This window comes from Bradyrhizobium sp. Ses1, from assembly GCF_059512365.1.
In genome coordinates this window covers 165,287-190,360 of record NZ_JCAMOQ010000013.1, presented here as the reverse complement: position 1 = coordinate 190,360, position 25,074 = coordinate 165,287, and the positions used below count along the sequence as shown (strand labels likewise).

Annotated in this window: 24 protein-coding genes; 11 read left to right on the top strand and 13 right to left on the bottom strand. The window is 62.0% G+C overall.

The genetic code is table 11. The features are described 5' to 3' along the window. A partial coding sequence (locus tag AC5ZG5_RS18035) for a helix-turn-helix domain-containing protein (RefSeq protein WP_496165456.1) occupies window positions 1-260 on the bottom strand: 260 nt, incomplete at its 3' end. Between the two features lie 43 nt (window positions 261-303). Here AC5ZG5_RS18035 and AC5ZG5_RS18030 point away from each other — a divergent pair. After that, window positions 304-591 carry a LexA family protein gene (locus tag AC5ZG5_RS18030; protein WP_456671228.1) on the top strand — a complete coding sequence of 96 codons (288 nt, stop codon included), beginning with the start codon at window positions 304-306 and terminating at the stop codon, window positions 589-591. Between the two features lie 180 nt (window positions 592-771). On the opposite strand, the gene AC5ZG5_RS18025 is transcribed toward AC5ZG5_RS18030, so the two are convergent. Then, a complete protein-coding gene (locus AC5ZG5_RS18025; RefSeq protein ID WP_456645021.1) occupies window positions 772-1,821 on the bottom strand; it encodes a hydroxyacid dehydrogenase in 1,050 nt (349 codons plus the stop codon). A 295-nt stretch (window positions 1,822-2,116) separates the two neighbouring features. Between AC5ZG5_RS18025 and AC5ZG5_RS18020 the strand changes: the two genes are divergently transcribed. Together AC5ZG5_RS18020 and AC5ZG5_RS18015 are read left to right on the top strand one after the other, a co-directional pair. Then, window positions 2,117-2,674, top strand: coding sequence for a thiamine pyrophosphate-binding protein (locus AC5ZG5_RS18020; protein WP_028167417.1), 558 nt, complete (start codon window positions 2,117-2,119; stop codon window positions 2,672-2,674). Window positions 2,675-2,682: 8 nt separating this feature from the next. Beyond that, window positions 2,683-3,297, top strand: a complete 615-nt coding sequence (locus AC5ZG5_RS18015) for a thiamine pyrophosphate-dependent enzyme (protein WP_456645022.1) — start codon at window positions 2,683-2,685, stop codon at window positions 3,295-3,297. Window positions 3,298-3,363: 66 nt separating this feature from the next. Here the strand turns inward: AC5ZG5_RS18015 and AC5ZG5_RS18010 are convergent, their stop codons facing one another. From AC5ZG5_RS18010 to gcl, 4 genes are all read right to left on the bottom strand, one after another. Next, on the bottom strand, window positions 3,364-3,750 hold the full coding sequence (locus tag AC5ZG5_RS18010) for a DUF1236 domain-containing protein (RefSeq protein ID WP_456645023.1): 387 nt from the start codon (window positions 3,748-3,750) through the stop codon (window positions 3,364-3,366). 122 nt (window positions 3,751-3,872) lie between these two features. After that, a complete protein-coding gene (locus AC5ZG5_RS18005) occupies window positions 3,873-4,760 on the bottom strand; it encodes a 2-hydroxy-3-oxopropionate reductase (protein WP_456645024.1) in 888 nt (295 codons plus the stop codon). 20 nt (window positions 4,761-4,780) lie between these two features. Next, window positions 4,781-5,566 carry a hydroxypyruvate isomerase gene (gene hyi, locus AC5ZG5_RS18000; RefSeq protein WP_456645025.1) on the bottom strand — a complete coding sequence of 262 codons (786 nt, stop codon included), beginning with the start codon at window positions 5,564-5,566 and terminating at the stop codon, window positions 4,781-4,783. Between the two features lie 11 nt (window positions 5,567-5,577). Beyond that, a complete protein-coding gene (gene gcl, locus AC5ZG5_RS17995; RefSeq protein ID WP_456645026.1) occupies window positions 5,578-7,380 on the bottom strand; it encodes a glyoxylate carboligase in 1,803 nt (600 codons plus the stop codon). Between the two features lie 96 nt (window positions 7,381-7,476). On the opposite strand from gcl, the gene AC5ZG5_RS17990 reads away from it, so the two are divergent. Beyond that, complete coding sequence (locus AC5ZG5_RS17990; RefSeq protein WP_130227149.1) at window positions 7,477-7,707, top strand: hypothetical protein; 231 nt, start codon at window positions 7,477-7,479, stop codon at window positions 7,705-7,707. Between the two features lie 116 nt (window positions 7,708-7,823). On the opposite strand, the gene AC5ZG5_RS17985 is transcribed toward AC5ZG5_RS17990, so the two are convergent. The 7 genes from AC5ZG5_RS17985 to AC5ZG5_RS17955 form a co-directional block, all read right to left on the bottom strand. Continuing rightward, a complete protein-coding gene (locus tag AC5ZG5_RS17985) occupies window positions 7,824-9,242 on the bottom strand; it encodes an amidase (protein WP_456645027.1) in 1,419 nt (472 codons plus the stop codon). A 4-nt stretch (window positions 9,243-9,246) separates the two neighbouring features. Beyond that, a complete protein-coding gene (locus AC5ZG5_RS17980) occupies window positions 9,247-10,230 on the bottom strand; it encodes an ABC transporter substrate-binding protein (protein ID WP_456645028.1) in 984 nt (327 codons plus the stop codon). Between the two features lie 23 nt (window positions 10,231-10,253). Further along, window positions 10,254-11,108: an ABC transporter permease gene (locus AC5ZG5_RS17975; RefSeq protein ID WP_028167409.1), complete on the bottom strand. Its 855-nt coding sequence runs from the start codon at window positions 11,106-11,108 to the stop codon at window positions 10,254-10,256. Beyond that, entirely contained in the window at window positions 11,105-11,887 is a 783-nt protein-coding gene (locus AC5ZG5_RS17970; RefSeq protein WP_130227145.1) for an ABC transporter ATP-binding protein, read from the bottom strand. The genes AC5ZG5_RS17975 and AC5ZG5_RS17970 overlap by 4 nt, the downstream gene beginning before the upstream one ends. Window positions 11,888-12,207: 320 nt before the next feature. Then, window positions 12,208-13,269: a ketopantoate reductase family protein gene (locus AC5ZG5_RS17965; protein WP_456645029.1), complete on the bottom strand. Its 1,062-nt coding sequence runs from the start codon at window positions 13,267-13,269 to the stop codon at window positions 12,208-12,210. 141 nt (window positions 13,270-13,410) lie between these two features. Then, a complete protein-coding gene (locus AC5ZG5_RS17960) occupies window positions 13,411-14,256 on the bottom strand; it encodes an IclR family transcriptional regulator (protein WP_456645030.1) in 846 nt (281 codons plus the stop codon). Window positions 14,257-14,371: 115 nt separating this feature from the next. Continuing rightward, window positions 14,372-16,501: an acetate--CoA ligase family protein gene (locus AC5ZG5_RS17955; RefSeq protein WP_028167405.1), complete on the bottom strand. Its 2,130-nt coding sequence runs from the start codon at window positions 16,499-16,501 to the stop codon at window positions 14,372-14,374. A 217-nt stretch (window positions 16,502-16,718) separates the two neighbouring features. Between AC5ZG5_RS17955 and AC5ZG5_RS17950 the strand changes: the two genes are divergently transcribed. From AC5ZG5_RS17950 to AC5ZG5_RS17920, 7 genes are all read left to right on the top strand, one after another. Next, window positions 16,719-17,414 carry a GntR family transcriptional regulator gene (locus AC5ZG5_RS17950; protein ID WP_456645071.1) on the top strand — a complete coding sequence of 232 codons (696 nt, stop codon included), beginning with the start codon at window positions 16,719-16,721 and terminating at the stop codon, window positions 17,412-17,414. A gap of 79 nt (window positions 17,415-17,493) precedes the next feature. After that, the gene (oxc, locus tag AC5ZG5_RS17945) at window positions 17,494-19,227 is read left to right on the top strand and encodes an oxalyl-CoA decarboxylase (RefSeq protein ID WP_456645031.1); all 1,734 of its coding nucleotides are present in this window, start codon (window positions 17,494-17,496) and stop codon (window positions 19,225-19,227) included. A gap of 158 nt (window positions 19,228-19,385) precedes the next feature. Next, on the top strand, window positions 19,386-20,663 hold the full coding sequence (gene frc / locus AC5ZG5_RS17940; protein WP_028167402.1) for a formyl-CoA transferase: 1,278 nt from the start codon (window positions 19,386-19,388) through the stop codon (window positions 20,661-20,663). A gap of 205 nt (window positions 20,664-20,868) precedes the next feature. Beyond that, window positions 20,869-21,006, top strand: a complete 138-nt coding sequence (locus AC5ZG5_RS17935) for a hypothetical protein (RefSeq protein WP_225708511.1) — start codon at window positions 20,869-20,871, stop codon at window positions 21,004-21,006. Between the two features lie 485 nt (window positions 21,007-21,491). Then, window positions 21,492-22,499 (top strand): Bug family tripartite tricarboxylate transporter substrate binding protein, encoded by a 1,008-nt coding sequence (locus tag AC5ZG5_RS17930; protein ID WP_456645032.1) that lies wholly within the window; start codon window positions 21,492-21,494, stop codon window positions 22,497-22,499. A gap of 178 nt (window positions 22,500-22,677) precedes the next feature. Further along, window positions 22,678-23,175 carry a tripartite tricarboxylate transporter TctB family protein gene (locus tag AC5ZG5_RS17925; protein WP_130227140.1) on the top strand — a complete coding sequence of 166 codons (498 nt, stop codon included), beginning with the start codon at window positions 22,678-22,680 and terminating at the stop codon, window positions 23,173-23,175. Between the two features lie 30 nt (window positions 23,176-23,205). After that, window positions 23,206-24,705: a tripartite tricarboxylate transporter permease gene (locus tag AC5ZG5_RS17920; RefSeq protein ID WP_456645033.1), complete on the top strand. Its 1,500-nt coding sequence runs from the start codon at window positions 23,206-23,208 to the stop codon at window positions 24,703-24,705. Window positions 24,706-25,074: the final 369 nt, after the last annotated feature.

The window sequence follows — 25,074 nt, the reverse complement described above, 5'->3', positions numbered from 1 at the left end:
TTGCGTTCCGACCCGGGCCGCGGCTCCTCGCTGAGCGCCGCCTCCAGATTGCCGAGGACAAAACGCCGTTTGGTGCGATAAACCGTGGACCCGCCGACGCCGACGCTACGGACGATCTCCGCGTCGCTGACCCCTGCGTCCGCGGCGAGCAATATCTGCGCCCGCTTGAGCTTGCGCGCCGCGTGCTTGCCGCCGCTCAGAAGCGCCAGCAGCTCCGTGCGCTCGGTTTGGCTGAGTTCGACCCGATAGCGTACATTCATCCGTGCCTCCGCCTGTCGAGGCACTGACGAACAGCTGAATCGGATGGCCAAGGTGAGTCATTCTGCAAAAGCCTTCACGCCCAAGCAGGGCCAGTACCTGGCCTTCATCGACGCCTACACGCGCGTGCATCGCCGGCCACCTGCCGAATGGGAAATGCAACGGCACTTCGGCGTGTCCCCGCCTTCCGTCCACCAGATGGTGTTGACCCTCGAACGCGCGGGCCTCATCAGGCGCCAGCCCGGCTCGCCGCGCAGCATCGAAGTGCTGGTCCCTCCTGAACAGCTCCCCGTCTTGGAAATCCCAAACCAATCAGTCAAAACCTCTGTGTAGAGGTACTAGACGGGTAGCGTCGGTTTTTTGAATAATAGCATCCTGGAAAAGTGAATTGAGGAAAATCAAAAATGATGGGTCCAATCGCGAGTTGCTAAACACCGGTCGCCTGGCAGCCGCCGGTTCCGTACCGTGCTCGGCTGCGCATTCGGCAGTGGATTTGACCAATCAGCAACGTCCCTAGTTCGGCGCGAACCCGAACGCCCGCTCAAACCGCCTGGCGTAAACTGGCCAGACCTCCGGATTGATAATCCGCGGCGGCCGCCTGCCGTCGAGCGCGTCCAGGACCTGTTCGGCGGCGATCCGGCCCATGTTCTCGCGCGCCTCCACGGTGACGCCGGCCGTATGCGGACTGGCAAGCACATTGTCGAACTGCAGCAGCGGATGCTCCGGCGGCGGTGGTTCCTTGGCCCAGACGTCGAGGCCGGCGCCGGCGATGCGCTTGTTGCGCAGAGCGTCCTCCAGCGCGTCCTCGTCGTGGATGAAGCCGCGCGCGGTGGTGATGAAGAACGCGTGCGGCTGCATCAGCGCGAATTCGCGCCCGCCAATCATGCCGCGGCTCTCCTTCGTCAGCGGGCAACTGATCGAGACATAGTCGGCGCGGCGCAGGAGCTCGTCCAGTTCGACCTTCTCGCCTCCCCGCTTGCCCACCTCCTCGGCGGTCAGATAGGGATCGTAGGCGATCACCTTCATGTGCAGCAGCCCCCTGCAAAGCTCGGCGATCCGACGGCCGACATTGCCGAGACCGACGATGCCGATGGTCTTGCCCTGCGCCTCGTTGCCGATCAGCGCATTGCGGTTGACGTCCCGCTGGCGCCGCAGCACGCGGTCGGATTCGATGATCCGCTTCGACAAAGTGAGCAGCATCCCCAGCGCGTGCTCGGCGACGGAATTGGCGTTGCCGCCGGATTGATTGACCACCAGCACGCCCGCCGCGGTGCAGGCGTCGACGTCGACGGGATCGAAACCCGCCCCGTTGGAGGAGACGATCAGGAGGTTCGGCGTACGGCGGAGCAGATCCTGGTCGACATGGAAGTGCCTGGCCAGCTCGTCGCGCGCGGCGCCGATCTGGTAGGCATGCGCCGCTTCGAGGATGGGTGCCGCGACCTCATCGGGGCTCTCATTCTCCAGCCGGTCCAGCCGCACGTCGGGGCGGCCCTTGAGGATTTCCGCATAAATGTTGTGGGCGAGATATTTGACGTAGAAGACGCGCTTGTTGTTGACGGTCATGTCCTTCTGCAACTTTCAGTTCGGGTCCTGGAATATGAAGGGGCCTGGCTGGAAACGGCCGTGGAGGACATAACCGCCGCAATGGCGGCCCGCCTGAACCGGGTGGCCATGACATTCCTCCCACTGCTCTCGTCTTATTGTCGTTGCCGTCTGTATCGCACGGCGGACCGGTGTCCGCACCAGCGGAAACCGCAGGTCACGTTGCGACTGCGACATGTTGACAATCGCGCCGGTCGGGTGAAGTTTTGCCGCAAGAAAGCGGCCGCAGCGTCGCGGGATGTGAGGGAGAGCAAGGATGGCGCTCGCGGAGGATGAAAGCTCGCTCAAGACCGCAGCGGAGAAGAGCTGGCACGGCATCGTGCTGCAGACGCTCAAGCGAAACGAGGTTCGCCTCGTGCCCTATGTGCCGGACCGCGTGCTGACGCCGCTGATCAAGAACCTGCACGCCGACCCCTTCTTCACGACGTTTCCCACCGCGCGCGAGGAGGAAGCGGTCGGAATCGTCTCCGGTGCCTGGATGGGCGGCGTGCGCGGTGCGGTGCTGATGCAGACCTCCGGTTTTGCGACGCTTGCGAATGTCCTGGCCTCGCTCGCGATCCCCTACCAGATCCCAGTGATCATGTTCGTCTCCGAGCGCGGCACGCTCGGCGAATTCAACTATGGTCAGGCGCTGGTCTGCCGCACCATGCGGCCGGTGCTCGACTCGCTTGCGATGGAGCATCACACGGCAACCCGGCTCGACGAGTTCGAGTTCATCGTCGACCGCTCGATCAAGCAGGCCGTCACCACGCAGGCGCCGGTGGCGCTGATCCTCTCGCCGCTGCTCACCGGCGGCAAGGTCTTTGACAAGTGAGCGGTCCCATGAACACGCCAAGCAAGACGACTACCCGCAACACCAAGGTGATGAACCGGTTCGATCTCACCTCGCGCCTTGTGGAAAAGCTGAGGAACGAAGAGGCCGTGGTCGGCGGCATCGGCAATACTAATTTCGACCTCTGGGCTGCCGGCCATCGCCCGCAGAACTTCTACATGCTCGGAAGCATGGGGCTCGCATTTCCGATCGCGCTAGGGGTGGCGCTGGCGCAACCCGAGCGGCGCGTGTTCGCGCTGGAGGGAGACGGCTCGCTCCTGATGCAGCTCGGCTCTCTCTCGACGATCGCCACGCTGGCGCCGAAGAACCTCACCATGGTCGTGATGGACAACGGCATCTACCAGATCACCGGCGCGCAGCCAACGCCAGCAGCGGCGGCCTCCGATCTTGTCGCCATCGCGGTGGCGAGCGGTCTTCCGAACAGCTCCTGGGCCGCCGATGAGGATGACTTCGAGCGCCTGATCGATCAGTCGCTCGCCTCGGACGGACCGACATTGATCGGCGTGCGCATCGACGACAAGCCCGGCACGGGAACGACCCGCCGCGATCCCGTGCAGATCAGGGAACGCTTCATGCTCGGCCTCGGCGTGCGGCAGCCGTTGTAGAGGCACAACGCGATCCTCGCAGGCGAAGCGCCCGCGAGGATCAAGGTGCGTGTGTGTCGGTCTTCATTAATCGATGATCTTGACCACCCTGCGGGTGCGTGGCTCGACGATCACCCGGCGGTCATTGACGATGGCATAGCGATATTCCGTGTGCCGCGGCACCGTACGCAATTCAACGGTGGACGGCAGCGGCTCGCCGACCACGACGCGCTCACGCACCACGACCGACGGCTCGTCGCGCGGGATCGAGGTGATCACGGCGTTCGGAATTTCCAATCCGGCGCCGACCGCAGCACCCACGGTGCCGCCGACGATCTCGCCCACAGGACCCAGGACCTGGCCGCCCGCGCGGGCGCCATTCGCCGCGCCTTCCACCGTGGTGGATTGCGCGAACGCTGCGCCGGACGCAAGCAGCGACGCGGCAAGGACAGGGATGGCAAGACGCTTCGTCATCATTCTCCTCCAGTGAAATTGACGATGCGTCTTCAACCGCCCTGCATGAGGGTTGTTCCGGGTTCCATGGTGGCGAACGCGGAGAACCGAGGTGAACTTCGGCCCGGTTCCCGCGTTGCGCGTCAGGCCGCGCCGATCTCGTGATCTCCCATCATCTCGAGCACCCGCACCATCGCCGAATGGTCCCACGCCTTGCCGCCGTGAGCTGTGCAGGAATTGAACAGTTGCTGCGCAATCGCCGTGCTCGGCAGCGAAAGTCCGAGCGCGCGGGCGCCGTCGAGCGCGAGGTTGAGATCCTTCTGATGCAATTCGATACGAAAGCCCGGATCGAAATTGCGCTTCACCATGCGTTCGCCATGCACTTCCAGAATCCGCGACGACGCGAAGCCGCCCATCAGCGCTTGCCGCACCAGCGCGGGGTCGGCACCGGCTTTCGAAGCAAACAGCAACGCTTCACCGACCGCCCCGATCGTCAGCGCAACGATGATCTGGTTGGCGACCTTCGTCGTTTGCCCGTCGCCGTTGCCGCCGACCCGCGTGATGTTCTTGCCCATCTTCTCGAACACCGGCTTCATCGCGTTGAACGCAGCCTCCGGCCCGCCCACCATGATGGTCAGGCTCGCCGCCTTGGCGCCAACCTCGCCACCGGACACCGGCGCATCGAGATAGTCTGCGCCGAGCGCCTCGATCTTCTTTGCGAATTCCTTCGTCGCAAGCGGCGAGATCGAGCTCATGTCGACGACGATTTTGCCTTTCGACAGTCCTTCGGCGACACCGCCGGGGCCGAACAGCACCGCCTCCACATGCGGCGTATCCGGCACCATGATGATGACGGCTTCCGCTTCCTGGGCGACGTCCCTGCCCGATTTGCAGACGACACCGCCGCCCGAGACCAGCTCCGGCGGGATCGGCCCGACGTCATGCAGAAACAGGCGATGGCCGGCTTCTTGAAGGTGACCCGCCATCGGACGTCCCATGGTGCCGAGGCCGATGAATCCAATCTTTGCCATTGCGATATTCCCCCTCCAAATCAGGTGACGAGCGTGAGCGCCGCGTGCCAGCCGAGGCCGTCAACGGTCGTCGTCCGCGGCTTGTATTCGCATCCGACCCAGCCGCGATAACCAATCGCGTCGAGATGACGGAACAGGAAGGGGTAGTTGATCTCACCGGTGCCCGGCTCGTTGCGGCCGGGATTGTCAGCGAGCTGAATATGCGCGATGCGCGCCAGGTGTTTTTGCACGGTACGGCCGATGTCACCCTCCATCACCTGCATGTGGTAGATATCATACTGGATGAAGAGATTGCTCGAGCCCACGTCGGCGATGAGCTGCGCCGCCTGCTCGGTGCGGTTCAGGAAGAAGCCGGGGATATCGAGCGTGTTGATCGGCTCGACCAGGAGCTTGATTTGCTCCTTGGCGAGCGCGTTGGCGGCAAAGCGCAGATTCTTGACCAGCACCTCGTTCAATTCGAGCGGATCGGCGTCGCGTGGTGCGATACCGACCAGGCAGTTCAATTGCCGGCAATCGAGCGCCTTGGCGTAATCAATGGCGCGGAAGACACCGTCGCGGAACTCCTCGACACGATCGGAAAAAATCGCGATGCCGCGCTCGCCTGCCGCCCAATCGCCGGCGGGGAGATTGTGCAGGACCTGGATCAACCCGTGCTTATCAAGCTGCTCGCGCAGCTCGGCTCTATCGAAGTCATAGGGGAACAGATATTCGACGCCATTAAAACCGGCGGCTTTGGCGGCGACGAAGCGCTCGAGGAACGGCAATTCCCCGAACAGCATCGTGAGATTGGCAGCAAATTTCGGCACAATCAAACTCCTTACTCGGCCGGCAACAATTTGCCGGGCTGACGTGCGTCAACGCGCGGCGGCACCTCGTCCAGCGGCAGATCGAGGGACTCCTCGAACTCAACGACATTGTCGATCTCCGTGCCCATCGAGATATTGGTGACACGCTCGAGGATGAACTCGACCACCACCGGCACCCGATACTTCGCCATCCATTCGCGCGCGGTCGCGAACGCCGCCTGCGCATCGTTCGAATCGGTGACACGGATCGCCTTGCAGCCGAGGCCTTCGGCGACCGCGACATGGTCGACGCCGTAAGAGCCGATCTCGGGCGCGTTGATGTTCTCGAACGACAATTGCACCTGGTAGTCCATGTCGAAGCCGCGCTGCGCCTGGCGGATCAGGCCGAGATAGGAATTGTTCACGACGACATGGATGTACGGCAATTTGAACTGCGCGCCCACAGCGAGCTCCTCGATCAGGAACTGGAAATCATAGTCGCCCGAGAGCGCGACGATCTCGCGCTCCGGATCAGCGGCGCGCACGCCGAGCGCGGCGGGGAGCGTCCAGCCCAACGGGCCCGCCTGCCCGGCGTTGATCCAGTTGCGCGGATGATAAACGCGCAGGAATTGCGCGCCGGCGATCTGCGACAGTCCGATCACCGTGACGTAGCAGGTGTCGCGGCCGAAGGCGCGGTTCATCTCCTGATAGACGCGCTGCGGCTTGATCGGGAGATCGTCGAAGTGACTCCTGCGCAGCATCGTGCGCTTGCGGTCTTGGCATGAGGCCGGCCACGCCTGCCGCTCGCGGAGCTTTCCGGCTTTCCGCCATTCCTTCGCAACACTGACGAATAGCTCAAGCGCTGCCTTGGCGTCGGAGACGATACCAAGGTCCGGGTTGAACACGCGGCCAATCTGGGTCGGCTCGATGTCGACATGCACGAAGGTGCGGCCCTTGGTGTAAGTTTCGATCGAGCCGGTGTGGCGGTTGGCCCAGCGGTTGCCGATGCCGAGCACGAAATCCGATTGCAGCATGGTGGCATTGCCGTAGCGGTGGCTGGTCTGCAGCCCGACCATCCCGGCCATCAACACGTGATCGTCGGGAATTGCGCCCCAGCCCATCAGCGTCGGCACCACCGGCACGTTAATGGTCTCCGCGAAGTTCACCAGCAGTTCGGATGCATCGGCATTGATGACGCCGCCACCGGCCACGATCAGCGGCCGCTCGGCCACGTTCAACATTTCGAGCGCGCGCTCGATCTGCGCGCGCGTCGCGGTCGGCTTGTAGACCGGCAGCGGCGCATAGGTCTCATCGTCGAATTCGATCTCGGCGAGTTGCACGTCGAGCGGCAGATCGATCAGCACAGGACCCGGACGCCCCGAGCGCATCAGGTGAAACGCCTGGCTGAACACGCGGGGTACAAGGCCGGGCTCGCGCACTGTGACCGCCCATTTCGTCACCGGCTTTGCGATCGACTCGATGTCGATGGCCTGGAAATCCTCCTTGTAGAGCCGCGCCCGCGGCGCCTGCCCGGTGATGCAGAGGATCGGAATGGAATCGGCGATCGCCGAATAGAGCCCGGTGATCATATCGGTACCCGCCGGCCCCGACGTGCCGATGCAGACGCCGATATTGCCGCATTTGGCGCGGGTATAGCCCTCCGCCATGTGGGAGGCGCCTTCGACGTGGCGCGCAAGGATATGCCGGATCGAGCCACGCTTCTTCAGCGCCGAATAGAGCGGATTGATCGCCGCGCCGGGAACGCCGAACGCGCAATTGACCCCTTCCTTCTCCAGAATACGCACCGCCGCATCGACCGCCCGCATCTTCGCCATCTCGCGCCTCGCTGATGTTGCATCGGCGCGATGATCACGGGAGCGCTCGACAATCTCAACGACGCTGATTTTGTTTCCCACGATACGGAATGAACAGTGAAAAACCGCGCCAGATCAAACGATTGGATCGCCGATGGAATGAAAGCATGCGACAGCAGCGGAAAGAATGCCAATTTGGGGGAACGATTCAATCCGATTGTCAACTTGCCTCACTATGTTGATCCATCTTGCTGGAAGATGGCCGGGCCGGAGCAAAGCCCGGATGTCGTCGTACGCACACGCATCCTCGCTGTTATCGATTATCTGAGCCGTATTCAGCAAAAGTAGCAACCGACGAGCATCAGATTACTTGCTCCCGGCCGAGAGCTCGTTCGTTCGACGACGGTGATTTAAGAGCGCTGAAGTCAAACTCAAAAGCGAATACCGCCTTCCAACCACCGCATCTATTCGCTTCGCTGGCCCCCGTTCTTGATAGCGAGCGAGGCTTCGCACCATTTAGCGATGCGCAGCAGCTTCAGGTTTTCGCCGAATGGCGCGACAAGCTGGATGCCCATGGGCAGGCCGTTCGACCCGATGCCAGCGGGCAACGCGATCGCCGGAACCCCGAGAGTTGTCCAAGGCACGCACAGGCCAGGGTCGCCCGTATCAGACAATCCTTCCGGCGCTTCGCCAGTTGCTGCGGTCGTGAGAACAGCGTCAAAACCCGCGAGCGCGCGGGTAAAGTCGGCGCGCAGCGCAAGCTGCTTGGCGCGGGCGGAAATATACTCGGTCGCGGAAATCGGCGCGCCGCGTTCGACAAGGGCCTGAAGCCGGGCGCTGGTCTTGTCCGGGAAACGTGTGACCAGATCACCGAAATTCGCCGCCCCCTCCGCGCCGCAGAGCGTAGCGGAGAGCGCCGGCAGTTGCTCGAACTCCGCAGGCAACGCAAACGGCTCGACGATCGCTCCGGCATCTCTGAAGAGAATGGCGACTTGCGCGAGCAACGTGCTTTGGCTTTCGTCCAAGGGCGGCGTTGCCGCCGGACGAAGCCACGCTATCCGCGGCGCGGGAAAAGGATCGACGCCTTCAGGAGAAATCTGGAACGGCGCCTGCGGAGAAGCACCGGGGCCGCCCGCCAGCAGCGCCAGCAGATACGCGGCGTCATCCACACTGCGGGCGAACAGGCCGAGGTGGTCCAGGGACTGAGAGAGCGGATGGACGCCCTTCAGGCTGATGGTGCCAAAGCTGGGTTTTAATCCCACCACACCACAATAGGCGGCAGGTCGCAGGATCGAACCCAGCGTCTGCGTGCCCAGCGCCGCTTGCACCGAGCCGCTTGCTACGGCTGCCGCAGAGCCGGACGATGAACCGCCGGGCGTATGCCTTGGATTCCACGGGTTGCGGGTGGGGCCGGGTTCGCGCCACGCGAATTCGGTGGTGACCGTCTTGCCGAGAACTGTTGCCGAGAGATCTTTCAGGCGGCTGACCACCCAGGCATCCTCATTCGGCTGGTGATCCGCATACACCGGCGAGCCATAGGTGGTCGGCATATCGGCCGTGTCTATGAGATCTTTCACGCCTATTGCGACGCCTGCAAGTGGTCCATTTCCCGCTGAAACGATCGGCGGTTTGGACGGCAAATAAGTGAAGGCGCGAAGGTCGGGTTCGACAGCCGCGGCGCGCGCGTGGCTGACCGCAATCAGGTTCTGCGCTTGTGCCAAGCCCCCCGCGATCATGCGGACGATTTCGACGACCCCACAGTGGTCTTGCGCGAAGTTCATTTCCGGATGGACCTGTAACCGAGGTGAGAAAGGTCTAAAGGCAAACGGCTCCGGGTTCAGCCCGAAGCCGCGGCGACGAAGGTCGGCGACGAAGATCAGCAAAAGCTCAGTTCGTGGATATCGCCTTTTCGATATAGGTTCTTGGAACAAAGGTCTTGTAGTCAGGCTGGGCGGCGAGATTGCCGAGCGCGATCTGCGTCTCGAGCGCAAGCTTCAGCGCGTCGGGCGTGATATCGACACTGGTGGGGTAAACGTTGTCGGCAAGCATGCGCTTCACCGCCGCTTCCACCACGGCAGGCTCAAGATTCGGGAATTCCTTCTGAGCGATTTCCACCGTGCGCGCCTCGTTCTTGTGCATGAAACGCACCGCCATTTCGAGGCCATTGGTCAGCCGCTGGGCAAGGTCCGGATCGACATCGTTGCGCGCGGTGATGGTAGAGAAGGCATAGGCGCCGTACAGTTTCGGGAAGCCGACCACCACCTTCATGCCCTTGGCCACCACCTGGTCGAGGCCGGGCTCGTACATGACCGCCACTTTGGCCTGGCCGGCAACGAAGGGGCCGGGCTCGGTGCCGAGCGGAACCTGGATCATCTCCACGTCCTTGCTGGCATCCATGCCATTTTCCTTCAGCAGCTTGATGAACAGCGAGGTGCTGGTGGTCGGCATCAGGCCAGTCACGATCTTCTGTCCCTTGAGATTTTTCACACTGTCGAACTTGAAGTCGGGCGTGGCGGCGATCCATACCGCGGCACCATTCACGACGTTGGCGATCGTGTTCACCGGTGCGCCCTTGGACGCAGCGATGGCTGTCCATTCGGGTCCATGAAGCGAGAATTGCGCACTCTTGGAGATCACGGCCGAGAGAGCAACGCTTCCGGAGCCGGCGCTTTCCTTGTTGAGATCAAGCCCCTGCTTCTCGAAAAAGCCCTCGTTCATGCCGACATAGAGCGGCAGATATAGCAGCGATTGAAACGCCTGAGAAATGGTCGCCTTCTTCATCTCGGCGGAAGCCGGCCCTGCTGCGGCTATGCCGAGCGCAAGAGCGAGGGCAACGGAAAGAGTGCTCAATTTCGGAATTCGCCGTCTCATTTTAGAAGTCTCCTGAAAGAAGATCAAACGTTGATCTGCGTGCCGCCCTGCTGTTGCTTCCAGGGAAGCAGCCAGTTCTCGATGACCTCGACCAAGTGGTAGAAAAGAAAGCCAACGAGCATCAGCGTGAACAGGCCGGCCCACACCGTATTGAGATCATAAAGACTCGAGGCCACGTAGATGACGTGGCCGAGACCATGCTGGGAAGAGATGAATTCCCCCACGACCGCGCCCACCAGGGCGAAGCCGATATTGATCCGAAAGGTGGCGATGATCGCGGGTAAGGTAGAGGGCGCGATCACCCGCTTGAAGATCTGCTGCTTGGACGCGCCCATGGAGAAAAGCAGCGCCTGGAGATCTTTGTCCGCGTCCTTTGCCGCCTGGTAGGCGGTGATGAGAGCGACGATGGAGGTGAGCGAGATCGCGAGCGCGACCTTCGATAGCAAGCCGGTGCCGAACCACAGGATGATGATCGGCGCCAGCGCGATTTTCGGCACCGAGTTGATGGCCGCGATGAACGGTTCCACCAGCCGCGCCACGAACACCGAGTACCACAGCGCAAGGCCGATGACCGAACCGATCACGGTACCGAAGGCAAATCCCAGGATTGCCTCGAATATTGTGTAACCGGTGTCAGTGAAAAGAGAGCCGTTCGCGATGGAGCCGATGAGGTTGCGCAGAACGCCGCTCGGCTGACCAACGAGGAAGCCCGACAACCATCCCCATCGCACCGCCGCTTCCCACAGCAGGAAGAAACCGACGACGGCAAGGATCTGAAGCGCGCTTCGTCCGATAAGGGAATCGAACACGTTGCGGCGCTTTTTCTCGCGTCGGCGAGCGGGCGCCGCGGTTTTTACAAGTTGAGCCGTTTCCGTCATGCACTCTTCCTGGTCTGGATATCGAGCTCCGCGCAGAGCGTGTGGAAATAACCGGAGAAGCGAGGATCGCTTCGCGCCGCGATCGGCGAATGTTCGTTCAGCGCGATGTCGTGAACGGCCTTCACGCGCGCCGGACGTTGACTGAGCACCACCACGCGTTTGGAAAGCGCCACTGCCTCATCGATGTCATGGGTCACGAGGATCACGGTCTTGTGAAAGGTTTCCACCGCCTCCATCAGAATGCCCTCGAGATACAGCCTCGTCTGATAGTCGAGCGCCGAGAACGGCTCATCGAGGAGCAGGATGTCGGGATCGAGCACGAGAGTGCGGATCAAGGCCACGCGCTGACGCATGCCGCCGGACAGCATCTTGGGATATGAGTTCTCAAAGCCGGAAAGACCGAACGTGCTGAGATATTCTCTCGCGGTATCCAGAGCCCGTTTTGGATCGACGCCCTTGGTCTCAAGGCCGAGCAGAACGTTGTCCAGCACCGTACGCCAAGGAAAAAGTAAGTCCTTTTGCATCATATAGCCCACGCGGCCGCGCAAGCTTTCCACTTCCTGGCCGCGATAGAGCATGACGCCATCATCGGGATCCACGAGGCCGGCGATAATATTGAACACCGTCGTCTTGCCACAGCCGCTCGGGCCAATGATGCTGACGAAATCACGCTCATGGATATCGAAGGTTAAGCCGTCGAGAACCTGCGTCGCTGCTTCCTTTCCAGGAAAGCTCTTACGGATGCCGTTCAAACGAAGTTGCACTTTGGGCGATGACATGGTGTCTCCTGTCCACCATGCACTTCAAGCAACCACCGTGCCAAACGCGACGGCATAAGTGCGCAAGAAATTGCGCCGTTGAGCGTGCGTTCCGTCAGGATGAGCTTCTTGCTGCCTTCGATTCGAGCACGTGCTGCCTTTTTGCAGCCAGCGCATTTTTCCCTCTCAGGGTGTCGCGCACGAATGCTGAGATTCCGTATCGCAGTGTCTCCAGTCAGCCATTGTGCGATTCAGCGGAACGGAGTTCGTCCGCTCCACCCGCCAGTTCAGACGTCAACCCTGTTCTGCTCTCGCAAGCACATCTAGGTGAACAAATCGGCTCAGTTCAATCGCAGCTCCGTGATGTGCCGCGGATCCGGGCTCAGCTCATTGCGCTCCACGCGCTTGACGAGGTCGGTCAGCACGGCATTGGCCGTGCAGGACAAGCCGATCTTCTCGCCCTCGCGCACCACGAAACCGTTGAGGAATTCGATTTCGGTGCGCCGGCCTTTCTGCATGTCTTGTCCCATCGAGGGACGCTGCTCGGATGAAGTGCGCTTGCCGTCCTTGAAGCGCTGCTCGTCGCAGACGCGCATTGCCGTCTCGTCGCCCTCTCCGGCACGCGCGATCGTCTCGGGCGGCAGGTGCAGGATCTCCTCCAATTGATAGCCGAGCGCCTGGCCGACGCGGATCGCTTCGCTGCCGAGCCGGGTGGAGAAACGGCGGATCGGTTCGCTCTGCAACATGTCTCCGCCCGGCAGACCCGTGCAGGCCGAGAGCCCATTGCCCATGACATTGGCGACCAGTTTCGACCAGCGTTCGCCCCACAGATTGCCGGTGACTTTGGCGCTGTCGGAGTAGCCCACCAGTCGGCAGATTTCTTCCGCCCGCGCCGTGATACGGCCGTGCACTTCACCGGCGCGAAATACAGTGTGCGCCGCCCCGCCCTTGCCGGCGCCTCGGTGGATATGGCCGGGCTCAGGCAGGTTGACCGTGATGCTGCTGGCAATGCATCCGAGCGTCTTGCCCCAGCCGACGATGCCGGCAATCGTCTCTTCATTCATGCAGTTCTGCAGCGACACGACATAGCCGTCCGGCGCCAGATACTGCTGGACCAGCATGGTGGCCCAGGCCGTGTCGTAGGATTTCATGCAGACGAAGGCGATGTCGACCGGCTTCTCCTTGGCGAGCTGCTGCGCGTCGGTGACGTGCAGCGCGCGCACGCGAACCGAGAATTCCGCGACGTCCCTTGCGTGGGTGACGCGCAGTCCGTGCTTCCTCATGTGGTCGATGTGCTCAGGCCAGGGATCGATGAAGGTCACGTCCTCGCCCGCCTGCACCATATGGGCACCGACATACCCGCCGACGGCACCAGCCCCAACGATCGCTATCTTCCGACCCATGGTTTCTCCCCGGCATTTTCTCGCGGCCAGGGAAGCAACCGGTCCACTGGCCCGTTGCCGCCCACTCTAATGGATTTGGGCCCTCCGCCAAATGCACGCGTCGCGCTGCAGGGCGGCGTCGGCGTCATGACGGCTGAACGATCAGTCAGGCTTCGTCGCAGGCATCACGCCACCGAGCGCAACTGTCAGCTCGGCGGCCACCTCGCGCACGGTCTGGCCGAGTCCGGCCAGCCTATCGTCGGTCAGGCGGCTGGTCATGCCTGATACCGAGATCGCCGCGAGCGGCTCGCTGCAATCGTTGTAGACGACGGCGGCGATGCAGCGCAGCCCCATGCAGGCCTCCTCGTCGTCGACGGCGTAGCCTTGGCGGCGGACACGTTCGAGTTCCCTGAACAGGTCGCTCGGCCGCGTGATCGTCTTCTCGGTCAGGCGCGGCATGCCATGATGGCGGATGATCGCGCTGACGTCCTCATCCGAATATGTCGCCAGCACCGCCTTGCCGACGCCGGAGGCAACCATCGCCACGCGACCGCCGACCTTGGTCAGCGAACGCATGATCTCGCGGCTCTCCATGCGGGTGAGCACGACGATGAACTCGTCGTCGACCACGGCGAGGTTGGCGGTCTCACGCGTGAGGTCGCGCAGTTTGCGCAAATAGGGAACTGCCTGGGCGGTGAAGTTGCGGCGCCTCGCAAAGGTGGCACCGACGGTGAAGCTGCGGGCGCCGACATGCCATTTCGATTCGGTGCGGTCGAATTGCACGAAGCGGCGGCTTTCGAGCGTTGCCAGCAGACGGTGCACGGTCGAGGTCGACAGCCCCGTGCGGATCGCAAGATCGCTCAGGCGGTAGCCTTCGTCGTCTTCGGCGAGCGTCTCGATGATCGAGAGCGCGCGGTCGACGGATTGTACGCCGCCGTCGCGGCTTTCGTAATCGTCGGCGGTGGATTTCGGCGCAAGCGCCTTGCGCCGGATCACGTCCCTCTTCATCGCGACCTGCTTCAGCCCTTGCGGAAGACGCGTTCGCTATCGGATTGGCCAGTTTGTTCGGTCCCTGGACCGAAATGCCGCTCCGGATTTCTCCGAAGCGGCGTTTTCACATTCGTTACAGCAGGCCCGCGCCACGCGCCCATTTGTACTTGGCCCCTAACACCTCGACAGGCAGTTCGGTCGAATAGGCATAGGCCGGAATGCCGTGCTGGTAGAGATATTCGGCAGCCTCCTCGACCTCGACGTCGCCGGCGAGCGAGGCCACCATCGGCTTCACGAAGCCCTTGGCCTCCATCTCCTTCTTCACTTCGACCATGTTGCGCGCGAACACCATTGGCGGCGTCACGATCGTGTGCCAGTAGCCGAGGATCAGCGCGTGGATGCGATCATCGGACAGACCGAGCTTCACCGTGTTGACATAGGTGATCGGCGGCTCACCACCGGTGATGTCGACGGGATTGCCGGCGGCGCCGAACGGCGGGATGAACTTGCGGAAGGCAGCATCGAGGTCCGGCGGCATCTGCATCAGCGACAGGCCATTGTCGACCACGGAGTCGGACAGCAGCACGCCCGAGCCGCCGGCGCCGGTGATGATCAGCACGTTCTCACCCTTGGGCGTCGGCAGCACCGGCACGCCGCGGGCGAATTCGAGCAGTTGTCGCAAGCTGCGGGCGCGGATCACGCCGGACTGCTTGAACACGTCCTCATAGATCTTGTCGTTGCCGGCGAGCGCGCCGGTGTGCGACGATGCAGCCTTGGCGCCCGCCGAGGTACGGCCGGCCTTCAGCACGATCACCGGCTTCTTCTTTGAGACCCGCTTGGCGGCTTCGGCAAAGGCGCGGCCGTCCTTCAGGTCTTCACAGTGCTGCGCGATCAAATTGGTGTTCGGGTCCTGCTCGAAGAAGGCGAGCAGATCGTCCTCGTCGATATCGGACTTGTTGCCGAGGCCGACGATCGCGGAAACGCCCATCTTCGCCGAACGCGAGAAGCCGATGATCGCCATGCCGATGCCGCCGGACTGCGATGACAATGCCGCATGGCCCTTGACGTCGTAGGCCGTGCAGAAGGTCGCGCACAGATTGGCCGGCGTATAATAGAAGCCGTAGATGTTCGGCCCCATCAGGCGGATATCGTACTTCTTGCCGACCTCGACGATCTCGGCCTGCAATTCAGGCGCGCCGGCTTCGGCAAAGCCGGACGGGATCAGTACGGCGCCGGGAATTTTCTTCTCGCCGCATTCGGCGAGCGCACCGGCGACGAATTTCGCGGGGATCGCGAACACGGCGACATCGATCACCCCGGGCACATCCTTGACGCTCTTGTAGGCCTTGTAGCCGAGGATCTCGGGCGCCTTCGGGTGGATCGGATAGATCTCGCCCTTGTAGCCGCCGTTGATGAGGTTCTTCATCACTGAGTTGCCGATCTTGCCGTCTTCGGCGGAGGCGCCGATCACGGCGACCGCCTTCGGCTGCATAATGCGGTTCATCGCGGCGACGATTTCCTCGGTGGGTCGCGGCGCCGGGCGCGGCTTGTAGTCGAAATCGACGACGATACGCACGTCGGCGGCGATCGCATCCTTCTTGGTGGCGAACACCGGATTGAGGTCGAGCTCGACGATTTCGGGGAAATCGCTGACCAGCCGCGACACCTTGACGATGACGTCTGCGAGCGCCTCGCGGTTGACGGGATCGCCGCCGCGCACGCCCTTCAGCATCTCATGCGCCTGGATGCCGTCGAGCATCGACAGCGCGTCTTCCTTGGTCGCCGGCGCGAGGCGGAAGGTGATGTCCTTCAGCACTTCGACCAGCACACCGCCGAGGCCGAAGGCGACCAGCTTGCCGAACGAGCCATCGGTGATCGAGCCGATGATCACCTCGGTGCCGCCGCCCAGCATCTGCTGGACCTGCACGCCCTCGATCTTGGCGTCGGCCTTGTATTTCTTGGCGTTGGCGAGAATCGTCTCAAAGGTTTTCTCGGCGTCAGCCGCGGTCTTGACGCCGACCACGACGCCGCCGGCCTCGGTCTTGTGGAGAATGTCCGGCGAGACGATCTTCATCACCACCGGGAAGCCCATGCCGGACGCGATCCGCGCCGCCTCGGACGCCGACTTGGCGACGTCCTCCTTCGGGACCGGGATCCCGTAGGCATCGCAGACCAATTTGCCCTCCGGCGCCGTCAGGCTCGTGCGCTTGTCCGCTTTGACCGCATCGAGAACCTTGCGGACTGCATCCTTTGAATTTGACATCGGCTTCCTCCCAGGACAAATTTGATGGCATTTGGTATGCCAGAAGCCAAAAAGTCAAGCCGGTCTTCTCTCGCCTGATGCAGAAAACAATGGCAACTTGACATTCTGGTATTTGGCATGCCAAAAACCTGATGGTATTTCTTCTGCTAAGAAGACGTCTCCGAAACGGAGGAGACGAGTCGTGGCAACACCTAAGGAAACCAAGGCACCGCCTGCTATGGCTGAGGCAGATATTGCGATCGTCAGGATCGCGCCAGAGACGAGCTTCAAGAACAAGGCTTATGAGGCCTTGAAGGAAGCTATTCTCAAGATGGACATCTATACGACGCCCGAGCCGGTGATGCTCGACGAGCGCGCGTTGTCCGAGCGCCTCGGCGTCAGCCGCACCCCGATCCGCGAAGCGATCGCCATGCTCGAGCAGGACGGTTTCGTCAAAACCGTGCCGCGCCGCGGCATCGTCGTGGTCCGCCGCACCAAGACCGAGATCGTCGACATGATCCGCGCCTGGGCCGCGCTCGAGAGCATGGCCGCACGGTTGATCACGACCACCGCGCGCAAGAAGGACATCACGGCGCTGCGCGACTACTTCAAGGATTTCAACAGCGACCGCCGGCCGGAAGATCACATCGAGGAATATTCCAAGGCCAACATCGCCTTCCATCAGGCGCTGATCTCGCTGTCCGAGAATCAGGTCCTGGTCGATATGACCAACGACATCCTGTTGCATGTGCGCGGCTACCGGCAGCTCACGATCGGGCGGAAGGATCGCACCGCGACATCGCTACCCGAGCATCTCGGCATCATCGAGGCGCTCGAGGCGCGCGACACCGAGCTCGCGGAAAAGCGCGCGCGCGACCACACGCTTGGCCTTGCTGCTTACGTCGAAGCGCACGGCCAAGAACTGTTCACTTAACGAGAACTTTTCACTTAAAGCGTCACTCAGAAGACGACGAACTCGTCCGAACCAGAAAAGCCAGAGGGAGACCAGGCCCATGCTAAATACTGCCACCAAGACGACTGAAGCACCGGGCACGGAACAAGAGCTGACGGACGGATTCCATCTCGTCATCGACGCGCTGAAGCTGAATGGCATCGACACCGTCTACGGCGTGCCGGGCATTCCGATCACGGATCTCGGCCGCATGGCGCAGGCGGCGGGCATTCGCGTGTTGTCGTTCCGCCATGAGCAGAACGCGGGCTACGCGGCGGCGATCGCCGGCTTCCTGACCAAGAAACCCGGCGTCTGCCTGACCGTGTCGGCGCCCGGCTTCCTCAACGGCCTCACCGCGCTCGCGCACGCCACCACCAACTGCTTCCCGATGATCCTGGTCTCCGGTTCCTCGGAGCGCGAGATCGTCGACCTGCAGCAGGGCGACTATGAGGAAATGGACCAGCTCGCGATCGCCAAGCCGCTCTGCAAGGCGGCGTTCCGCGTGCTGCATGCGCAGGATATCGGCATCGGCTTTGCCCGTGCGATCCGTGCCGCGGTGTCCGGCCGTCCCGGCGGCGTCTATCTCGACCTGCCGGCAAAACTGTTCTCGCAGGTGATGAACGCCGAAGCCGGCCAGAAGTCGCTGGTGAAGGTGATTGATGCGGCGCCGGCGCAGATCCCTGCCCCGTCGGCGGTCAACCGCGCGCTCGACGTGCTCAAGGGCGCCAAGCGTCCGCTGATCATCCTCGGCAAGGGCGCGGCCTACGCGCAGTCCGATGACGCGATCCGCAGCTTCGTCGAGAAGAGCGGCGCGCCGTTCCTGCAGATGAGCATGGCCAAAGGCCTGCTGCCCGACACGCATCCGCAATCCGCAGGCGCCGCCCGCTCGACGGTGTTGAAGGATGCCGACGTGGTGATGCTGATCGGCGCCCGCCTCAACTGGCTGCTCTCGCATGGCAAGGGCAAGACCTGGGGCGACGCGCCGAAGAAATTCATCCAGGTCGATATCGAGCCGAAGGAGATGGATTCCAACGTCGAGATCGCAGCTCCCCTGGTCGGCGATGTCGGCTCCTGCGTCACTGCTTTGCTCGAGGGCATGGGCGGCAACTGGCCGGTGGCGCCCGCCGACTGGACTACAAAAGTCAACGCCAAGCGCGACGAGAACGTCGCCAAGATGGCGCCGAAGCTGATGAGCAATGCCTCGCCGATGGATTATCACGGCGCGCTCGGCGTGCTCCGCACCGTCATCAAGGAGCGGCCCGACGCCATCCTCGTCAACGAAGGCGCCAACACGCTCGACCTCGCCCGTGGCGTCATCGACATGTACCAGCCGCGCAAGCGGCTCGATGTCGGCACCTGGGGCGTGATGGGCATCGGCATGGGCTATGCGATCGCAGCCGCCATCGAGACCGGCAAGCCGGTGCTCGCGGTGGAAGGCGACAGCGCCTTTGGTTTTTCGGGCATGGAGATCGAGACCATCTGCCGCTACGACTTGCCGGTCTGCGTCGTGGTCTTCAACAATGACGGCATCTATCGCGGCACCGACACCAATTCGGCCGGCGCCGATCCCGCCACCACGGTGTTCGTGAAGGGCGCGCGCTACGACAAGATGATTGAGGCGTTCGGCGGCGTCGGCGTCAACGCGACCTCGCCGGATGAATTGAAGCGTGCCGTCAATGCGGCGATGGACTCCGGCAAGCCGACGCTGATCAACGCGGTGATCGATCCGGCGGCGGGTTCGGAGAGCGGCCGCATCGGCAATCTCAATCCGCAGAGCGTTCTGAAGAAGAAGTGACGGATCAACTGAACGGCGTCATTCCCCGCGAAAGCGGGGAATCCAGTAGCCGCCGAGCTATCGTGAGGCGAACACTGAGCCCGACTGAATCGACGGTGATTACTGGATGCCCGCCTTCTCGGGCATGACAGCAACAGGTAGTAACAAGGAGAGGACAGATGACTAAGGCGCTCACGGGCGTTCGCATTCTCGATTTCACCCATGTCCAGTCGGGACCGACCTGCACCCAGCTCCTGGCCTGGTTCGGCGCCGACGTGATCAAGGTCGAGCGCCCCGGCGTCGGCGACATCACGCGTGGCCAGTTGCAGGACGTCCCGAACGTGGACAGCCTGTATTTCACCATGCTCAACCACAACAAGCGCTCGATCACGCTCGACACCAAGAACCCGAAGGGCAAGGAAGTCCTGACCGCGCTGATCAAGAAGTGCGACGTGCTGGTGGAGAATTTCGGCCCCGGCGTGCTCGACCGCATGGGCTTTCCCTGGGAGAAGATCCAACAGATCAACCCGCAGATGATCGTGGCCTCGATCAAGGGCTTTGGCCCCGGTCCGTATGAAGACTGCAAGGTCTATGAGAACGTCGCGCAGTGCACCGGCGGCGCAGCCTCGACCACCGGCTTCCGCGACGACGTGCCGCTCGTCACCGGCGCGCAGATCGGCGACAGCGGCACCGGGCTGCATCTGGCGCTCGGCATCGTCACCGCCCTGTTCCACCGCACCAAGAGCGGCAAGGGCCAGCGGGTCACCGCTGCGATGCAGGACGGCGTGCTCAACCTCTGCCGCGTCAAGCTGCGCGACCAGCAGCGCCTCGCGCATGGCCCGCTCAAGGAATACAGCCAGTTCGGCGAAGGCATTCCGTTCGGCGACGCCGTGCCGCGCGCCGGCAATGATTCCGGCGGCGGCCAGCCCGGGCGCATCCTGAAGTGCAAGGGCTGGGAGACCGATCCCAACGCCTACATCTACTTCATCACGCAGGCGCCGGTCTGGGAGAAGATCTGCGACGTGATCGGCGAGCCCACCTGGAAGACCGATCCGAACTATGCCAAGCCGCCGGCCCGTCTGCCGCGGCTGAACGAGATCTTCGCCCGCATCGAGCAGTGGACCACGACCAAGACCAAGTTCGAGGCGATGGAGATCCTCAACCAATACGACATCCCCTGCGGCCCGATCCTGTCGATGAAGGAACTCGCCGAGGACCAGTCGCTGCGCGCGACCGGCACCGTGGTCGAGGTCGACCACCCCACCCGCGGCAAGTATCTGTCGGTCGGCAACCCGATCAAGCTCTCGGACAGCCCGAGCGAGGTGCTCCGCTCGCCGCTGCTCGGCGAGCACACCGACGAGGTTCTGCGCCAGGTGCTGGGCTTCAGCGATCACCAGGTCGCCGAGATCCACGACTCCGGCGCACTCGACCCGCCGCAGAAGCAGGCGGCCGAGTAAGAAGGCCATCAAGCTGGAAACATAGGCCGCCGGGAACCCCCGGCGGTCTTTTTGCCATTTGGGATGCCTGATAACTGATCTATGCTGCATTGCAAAAGACGGATGCTGCTATGCAAACAAATGCGTTGTTGCTGGCATCTGGTATACATAGATTGTCCCCAGATCACGAAGCGGTAGTTCCGCTGCAACTTCAGAAGGGGACATCATGTCCAAGACTGCTTCCATCGCGATTTCGGCCCCGACCTCGCTGTGGGGACGTTTGCTGGCCACGATCGATCGGCTGCTGATGAAGAGCGCCGAGATCTCGATCCGCAACGGCGACTTGCCGCGCTTCGGCCTCTAAGGCTTCGCAGCGATGCCAATTCCGGCGCCAACGCCGTCGAGGTAGCGCCGCCGAGAACCACATTTTCTTTGAACGAATGGCCCCTGCTCCGGGGCCATTTCTTTTTCTTCCGGAATGACCGGTGACGGCCCAACTGCGACAAAGTAGCTCGGAAAGTGGTCCACCGCGCCGATTGTTTGCAAGCTGGTATGTCGCATACCTTAGAGTAGTACGCTAGCCGACAACAACCAGCCTGAGGGCGTCAGTCCGGCGCAAGAGGCCAAGGGCGATCTAACCTTCCCGGCTCCTCCAGGGGATCGAGCATTATTCGAAAGAAGCGGATGCCGCGCCTGAACAGCCCTCATACAGTTCCAATCGGCAGCACGATCGTAACAGGTGATCGATCACCGGAAAGACGCCGTATGACCCGAAGCACGTGATCGAGACGGGTTGCTCGCAAGCCGACAAAGAGCGGCGCGTTCAAAGTTCGACAGGGAGGACACCAGATGAAGCATTCCATTCTGCATGTTGCATTGGCAGCCGTCGCAGCGTTGTGCGCGAGCGGTACCGCGGCCTCCGCCGCCTGGGAGCCGGTTCGTCCGGTCGAGTTCATCGTACCCGCCGGCACAGGCGGCGGTGCCGATCAGATGGCGCGCACGATCCAGGGCATCGTCACCAAGCACAACCTGATGAAGCAGCCGATGGTCGTCATCAACAAGGCGGGTGGCGCCGGCGGTGAAGGCTTTCTCGATGTGAAGAGCTCATCGGGCAATCCCCACAAGATCATCATTACATTGTCGAACCTTTTCACGACGCCACTGGCAACCGGGATTCCCTTCAACTGGAAGGATATGACCCCCGTCGCAATGCTGGCGCTCGACGAATTCGTGCTCTGGGTGAATGCCGAGAAATCCTACAACAAGGTCGGCGAATATGTTGACGCCGTAAAGAAAGCGCCGGCCGGCACGTTCAAAATGGGAGGCACCGGCTCGAAGCAGGAGGACCAGATCATCACGGTCGCCGTCGAGAAGGCGATCGACACCAAGTTCACCTACATCCCCTACAAGGGCGGCGGCGAAGTCGCCGTTCAGCTCGTCGGCAACCACGTCGATTCGACCGTCAACAATCCGATCGAAGCGGTCGCGCAATGGCGCGGCGGCAAGCTCCGTCCGCTCTGCGTCTTCGACGCCCAGCCGATGGCCTATGACGAGCCGATCGCCGACGGCAAGAGCTGGAAGGATATTCCGACCTGCAAATCGCAGGGTCTCGAGATGGAGTATCTGATGTTGCGCGGCATCTTCATGCCGCCGAAGGCGACCAAGGATCACATCGAATATTACGTCGAACTGTTCAAGAAGGTGCGCGCCACGCCTGAATGGCAGGATTTCATGAAGAGCGGCGCATTCAACACCACTTTCCTGACCGGGGCCGACTACGCCAAGTGGGTCGAGGCGGAGCAAAAGCGCCACGAGGTATTGATGAAAGAGGCTGGCTTCCTCGCCTCGGCGAATTGATCCGGCGATATCAACCACGCTCGCACGAGCGTGCCCCTCGATTTCTAGAGCGTTTTCGAGCGAAGTGGAGACCGGTTCGCGTGAAGAAAACGCGTCAAAACAAGAATCTAGAGCTTCGGTTCTGATTCCATCAGAACCGAAGCTCTGTCCCGAGATCACGGTTCAGCCTGGAGGCTCTATGACTGCGCGTAGATCAGACGCTGCCGGCCCGACACACAAGACGATGGAAACCGGTATGACGCTGCTGATTGCAGCCTTCGGCATCATCGTGATCATCGGCAGCGTGAAGGCGGGCATCAGTTGGGGCGCGGAAGGCCCGCGCGCGGGTTTCTTTCCCTTCTACATTGGAATCTCCATCGTCGCAGCGAGCGCCATCAATCTCTGGAGCGCGCTGCGCGACCATGACGACCGATTGTTCGCGGAGTGGGGACAACTTCGCCAGGTGATGAGCGTGGTCGTGCCCACCGCGATCTATGTCGGTTCGATGCCCTTTGTCGGGCTCTATGTCGCCTCGATCATTTTCATCGGCTGGTTCATGCGGTGGCTTGGCGGCTACCGATGGCTCCCGACGGCTGCGGTGGCGTTCGGCATGCCCATCATCACCTATCTTGTCTTCGAACGCTGGTTCCTCGTTCCCCTTCCCAAAGGCCCTATCGAGGAATGGCTCGGCCTATAGAAGCCGTTCGCTATTGCAGGACGTATCGAAATGGAAGAACTCGCCAATCTTTTTCACGGCTTCGCCGTAGCCCTGCAGCCCTACAACATGATGCTGATGGTCGTGGGCATCATGCTCGGGGTGATCATTGGCGTGCTTCCCGGGCTCGGCGGCGCAAACGGCGTTGCGATCCTCTTGCCGCTGACCTTCAGCATGCCGCCGACATCGGCGATCATCATGCTATCCTGCATCTACTGGGGCGCATTGTTCGGTGGGGCCATCACCTCGATCCTGTTCAACATACCCGGTGAACCCTGGTCGGTGGCAACGACGTTCGATGGCTATCCGATGGCACAGCAGGGCAAGCCTGGCGAAGCGTTGACGGCAGCCTTCACCTCCTCGTTCGTGGGCGCACTGTTCGCTGTCGCCATGATCACGCTGGTTGCGCCGCTGGTCGCAAGCTTCGCGCTGCGATTTGGTCCTGCGGAAAAATTCGCTGTGTACTTCCTCGCGTTTTGCAGCTTTGTCGGGCTGAGCAAGGAGCCGCCTTTCAAGACCATCGCCGCGATGATGATCGGTTTCGCGCTTGCGGCCGTCGGCCTCGATTCGATCACAGGGCAGTTGCGATTGACGTTCGGGATCACCGAATTGCTCAACGGGTTCGATTTTCTGATCGCCGTCATCGGCCTCTTCGGTATCGGCGAGATCCTTCTGACAATGGAGGAAGGATTGAGCTTCCGCGGCGGCAACGCGAAAATCAATCTGCGCGTGGTGCTGCAAACCTGGAAAGAGCTGCCCGCATATTGGGTGACGTCATTGCGCTCGTGCCTGATCGGGTGCTGGATGGGTGTCACGCCGGCCGGAGCAACGCCGGCATCCTTCATGAGCTACGGCATCGCCAAGCGGCTGGCGAGGAACGGCAAGAATTTCGGCAAGGGAGAAATCGAGGGCGTGATCGCGCCGGAGACGGCAGCTCACGCCGCCGGCACCTCGGCATTGCTGCCAATGCTATCGCTCGGAGTGCCGGGATCTCCGACGGCGGCTGTTCTTCTCGGCGGCCTGTTGATCTGGGGCCTGCAGCCCGGCCCCATGCTATTTGTCGAGCAGAAGGAATTCGTCTGGGGTCTGATCGCCTCGATGTATCTCGGCAATCTCGCAGGCCTGCTCGTCGTGCTCACCTGCGTGCCGATATTCGCCGCGATCCTTCGCGTGCCGTTCAGCATCATTGCGCCCCTTATTCTGGTGCTCTGCGCAATCGGCGCCTATTCGGTTCACAACAGCACATTCGACGTGATGCTGATGCTGGTCTTCGGCGTGCTCGGCTATCTGCTCAAGAAGTGCAACTATCCTCTCGCCCCCTTGGTGCTGGCCATTGTGCTCGGCGACAAGGCGGAGGAGGCATTCCGGCAATCGCTGCTCGGATCGCAAGGCTCGCTCGCGGTATTTTTCTCAAATGGGCTGGTCAGCACCATCATGATCCTCGGGCTCGTTGCCCTTTTCTGGTCCGCGATTCAGGAAGGCTACAGCCGGCTGCGAACAGCGGCAGCCTGAGACGCAGCTTCTTCGAATCTGGGATATAAAATACCAACGATCGGAACGGCTAGGCGAGCGGTGTTGTCGCACTCCTCGCGCGTCCCACCTACCCGCTCATACCTCCTGATCCGCCAGTCTAAAGCGGGCGCGCCGAACTCGCTTTCCAAAGCTGACCTTCAGATCACCCGCGATGATTGCTGCGTGAATCCAGTCGCTTCACAGCGTCGATAGAAATTGCGCTGTGGACCAGCGTCTTGCGTTTGACGTGAACCCGTTCGGTTGAGCCAAGTTGTTGAGTCCGAGTATACCAACGCACGCCTGCGACATTTGCGCGCGCCTCACACCGATGCTTGAATGTTGGCATATTAAATACCAAGATAGCCGCCG

Bases quoted from the DNA above. Each gene is read 5' to 3' on its own strand.
- AC5ZG5_RS18030 (WP_456671228.1), top strand. From the start codon at position 304: ATGGCCAAGGTGAGTCATTCTGCAAAAGCCTTCACGCCCAAGCAGGGC.
- AC5ZG5_RS18025 (WP_456645021.1), bottom strand. From the start codon at position 1,821: ATGACCGTCAACAACAAGCGCGTCTTCTACGTCAAATATCTCGCCCAC.
- AC5ZG5_RS18020 (WP_028167417.1), top strand. From the start codon at position 2,117: ATGGCGCTCGCGGAGGATGAAAGCTCGCTCAAGACCGCAGCGGAGAAG.
- AC5ZG5_RS18015 (WP_456645022.1), top strand. From the start codon at position 2,683: ATGAACACGCCAAGCAAGACGACTACCCGCAACACCAAGGTGATGAAC.
- AC5ZG5_RS18010 (WP_456645023.1), bottom strand. From the start codon at position 3,750: ATGACGAAGCGTCTTGCCATCCCTGTCCTTGCCGCGTCGCTGCTTGCG.
- AC5ZG5_RS18005 (WP_456645024.1), bottom strand. From the start codon at position 4,760: ATGGCAAAGATTGGATTCATCGGCCTCGGCACCATGGGACGTCCGATG.
- gcl (WP_456645026.1), bottom strand. From the start codon at position 7,380: ATGGCGAAGATGCGGGCGGTCGATGCGGCGGTGCGTATTCTGGAGAAG.
- AC5ZG5_RS17980 (WP_456645028.1), bottom strand. From the start codon at position 10,230: ATGAGACGGCGAATTCCGAAATTGAGCACTCTTTCCGTTGCCCTCGCT.
- AC5ZG5_RS17975 (WP_028167409.1), bottom strand. From the start codon at position 11,108: ATGACGGAAACGGCTCAACTTGTAAAAACCGCGGCGCCCGCTCGCCGA.
- AC5ZG5_RS17970 (WP_130227145.1), bottom strand. From the start codon at position 11,887: ATGTCATCGCCCAAAGTGCAACTTCGTTTGAACGGCATCCGTAAGAGC.
- AC5ZG5_RS17965 (WP_456645029.1), bottom strand. From the start codon at position 13,269: ATGGGTCGGAAGATAGCGATCGTTGGGGCTGGTGCCGTCGGCGGGTAT.
- AC5ZG5_RS17960 (WP_456645030.1), bottom strand. From the start codon at position 14,256: ATGAAGAGGGACGTGATCCGGCGCAAGGCGCTTGCGCCGAAATCCACC.
- AC5ZG5_RS17955 (WP_028167405.1), bottom strand. From the start codon at position 16,501: ATGTCAAATTCAAAGGATGCAGTCCGCAAGGTTCTCGATGCGGTCAAA.
- AC5ZG5_RS17950 (WP_456645071.1), top strand. From the start codon at position 16,719: ATGGCTGAGGCAGATATTGCGATCGTCAGGATCGCGCCAGAGACGAGC.
- oxc (WP_456645031.1), top strand. From the start codon at position 17,494: ATGCTAAATACTGCCACCAAGACGACTGAAGCACCGGGCACGGAACAA.
- frc (WP_028167402.1), top strand. From the start codon at position 19,386: ATGACTAAGGCGCTCACGGGCGTTCGCATTCTCGATTTCACCCATGTC.
- AC5ZG5_RS17935 (WP_225708511.1), top strand. From the start codon at position 20,869: ATGTCCAAGACTGCTTCCATCGCGATTTCGGCCCCGACCTCGCTGTGG.
- AC5ZG5_RS17930 (WP_456645032.1), top strand. From the start codon at position 21,492: ATGAAGCATTCCATTCTGCATGTTGCATTGGCAGCCGTCGCAGCGTTG.
- AC5ZG5_RS17925 (WP_130227140.1), top strand. From the start codon at position 22,678: ATGACTGCGCGTAGATCAGACGCTGCCGGCCCGACACACAAGACGATG.
- AC5ZG5_RS17920 (WP_456645033.1), top strand. From the start codon at position 23,206: ATGGAAGAACTCGCCAATCTTTTTCACGGCTTCGCCGTAGCCCTGCAG.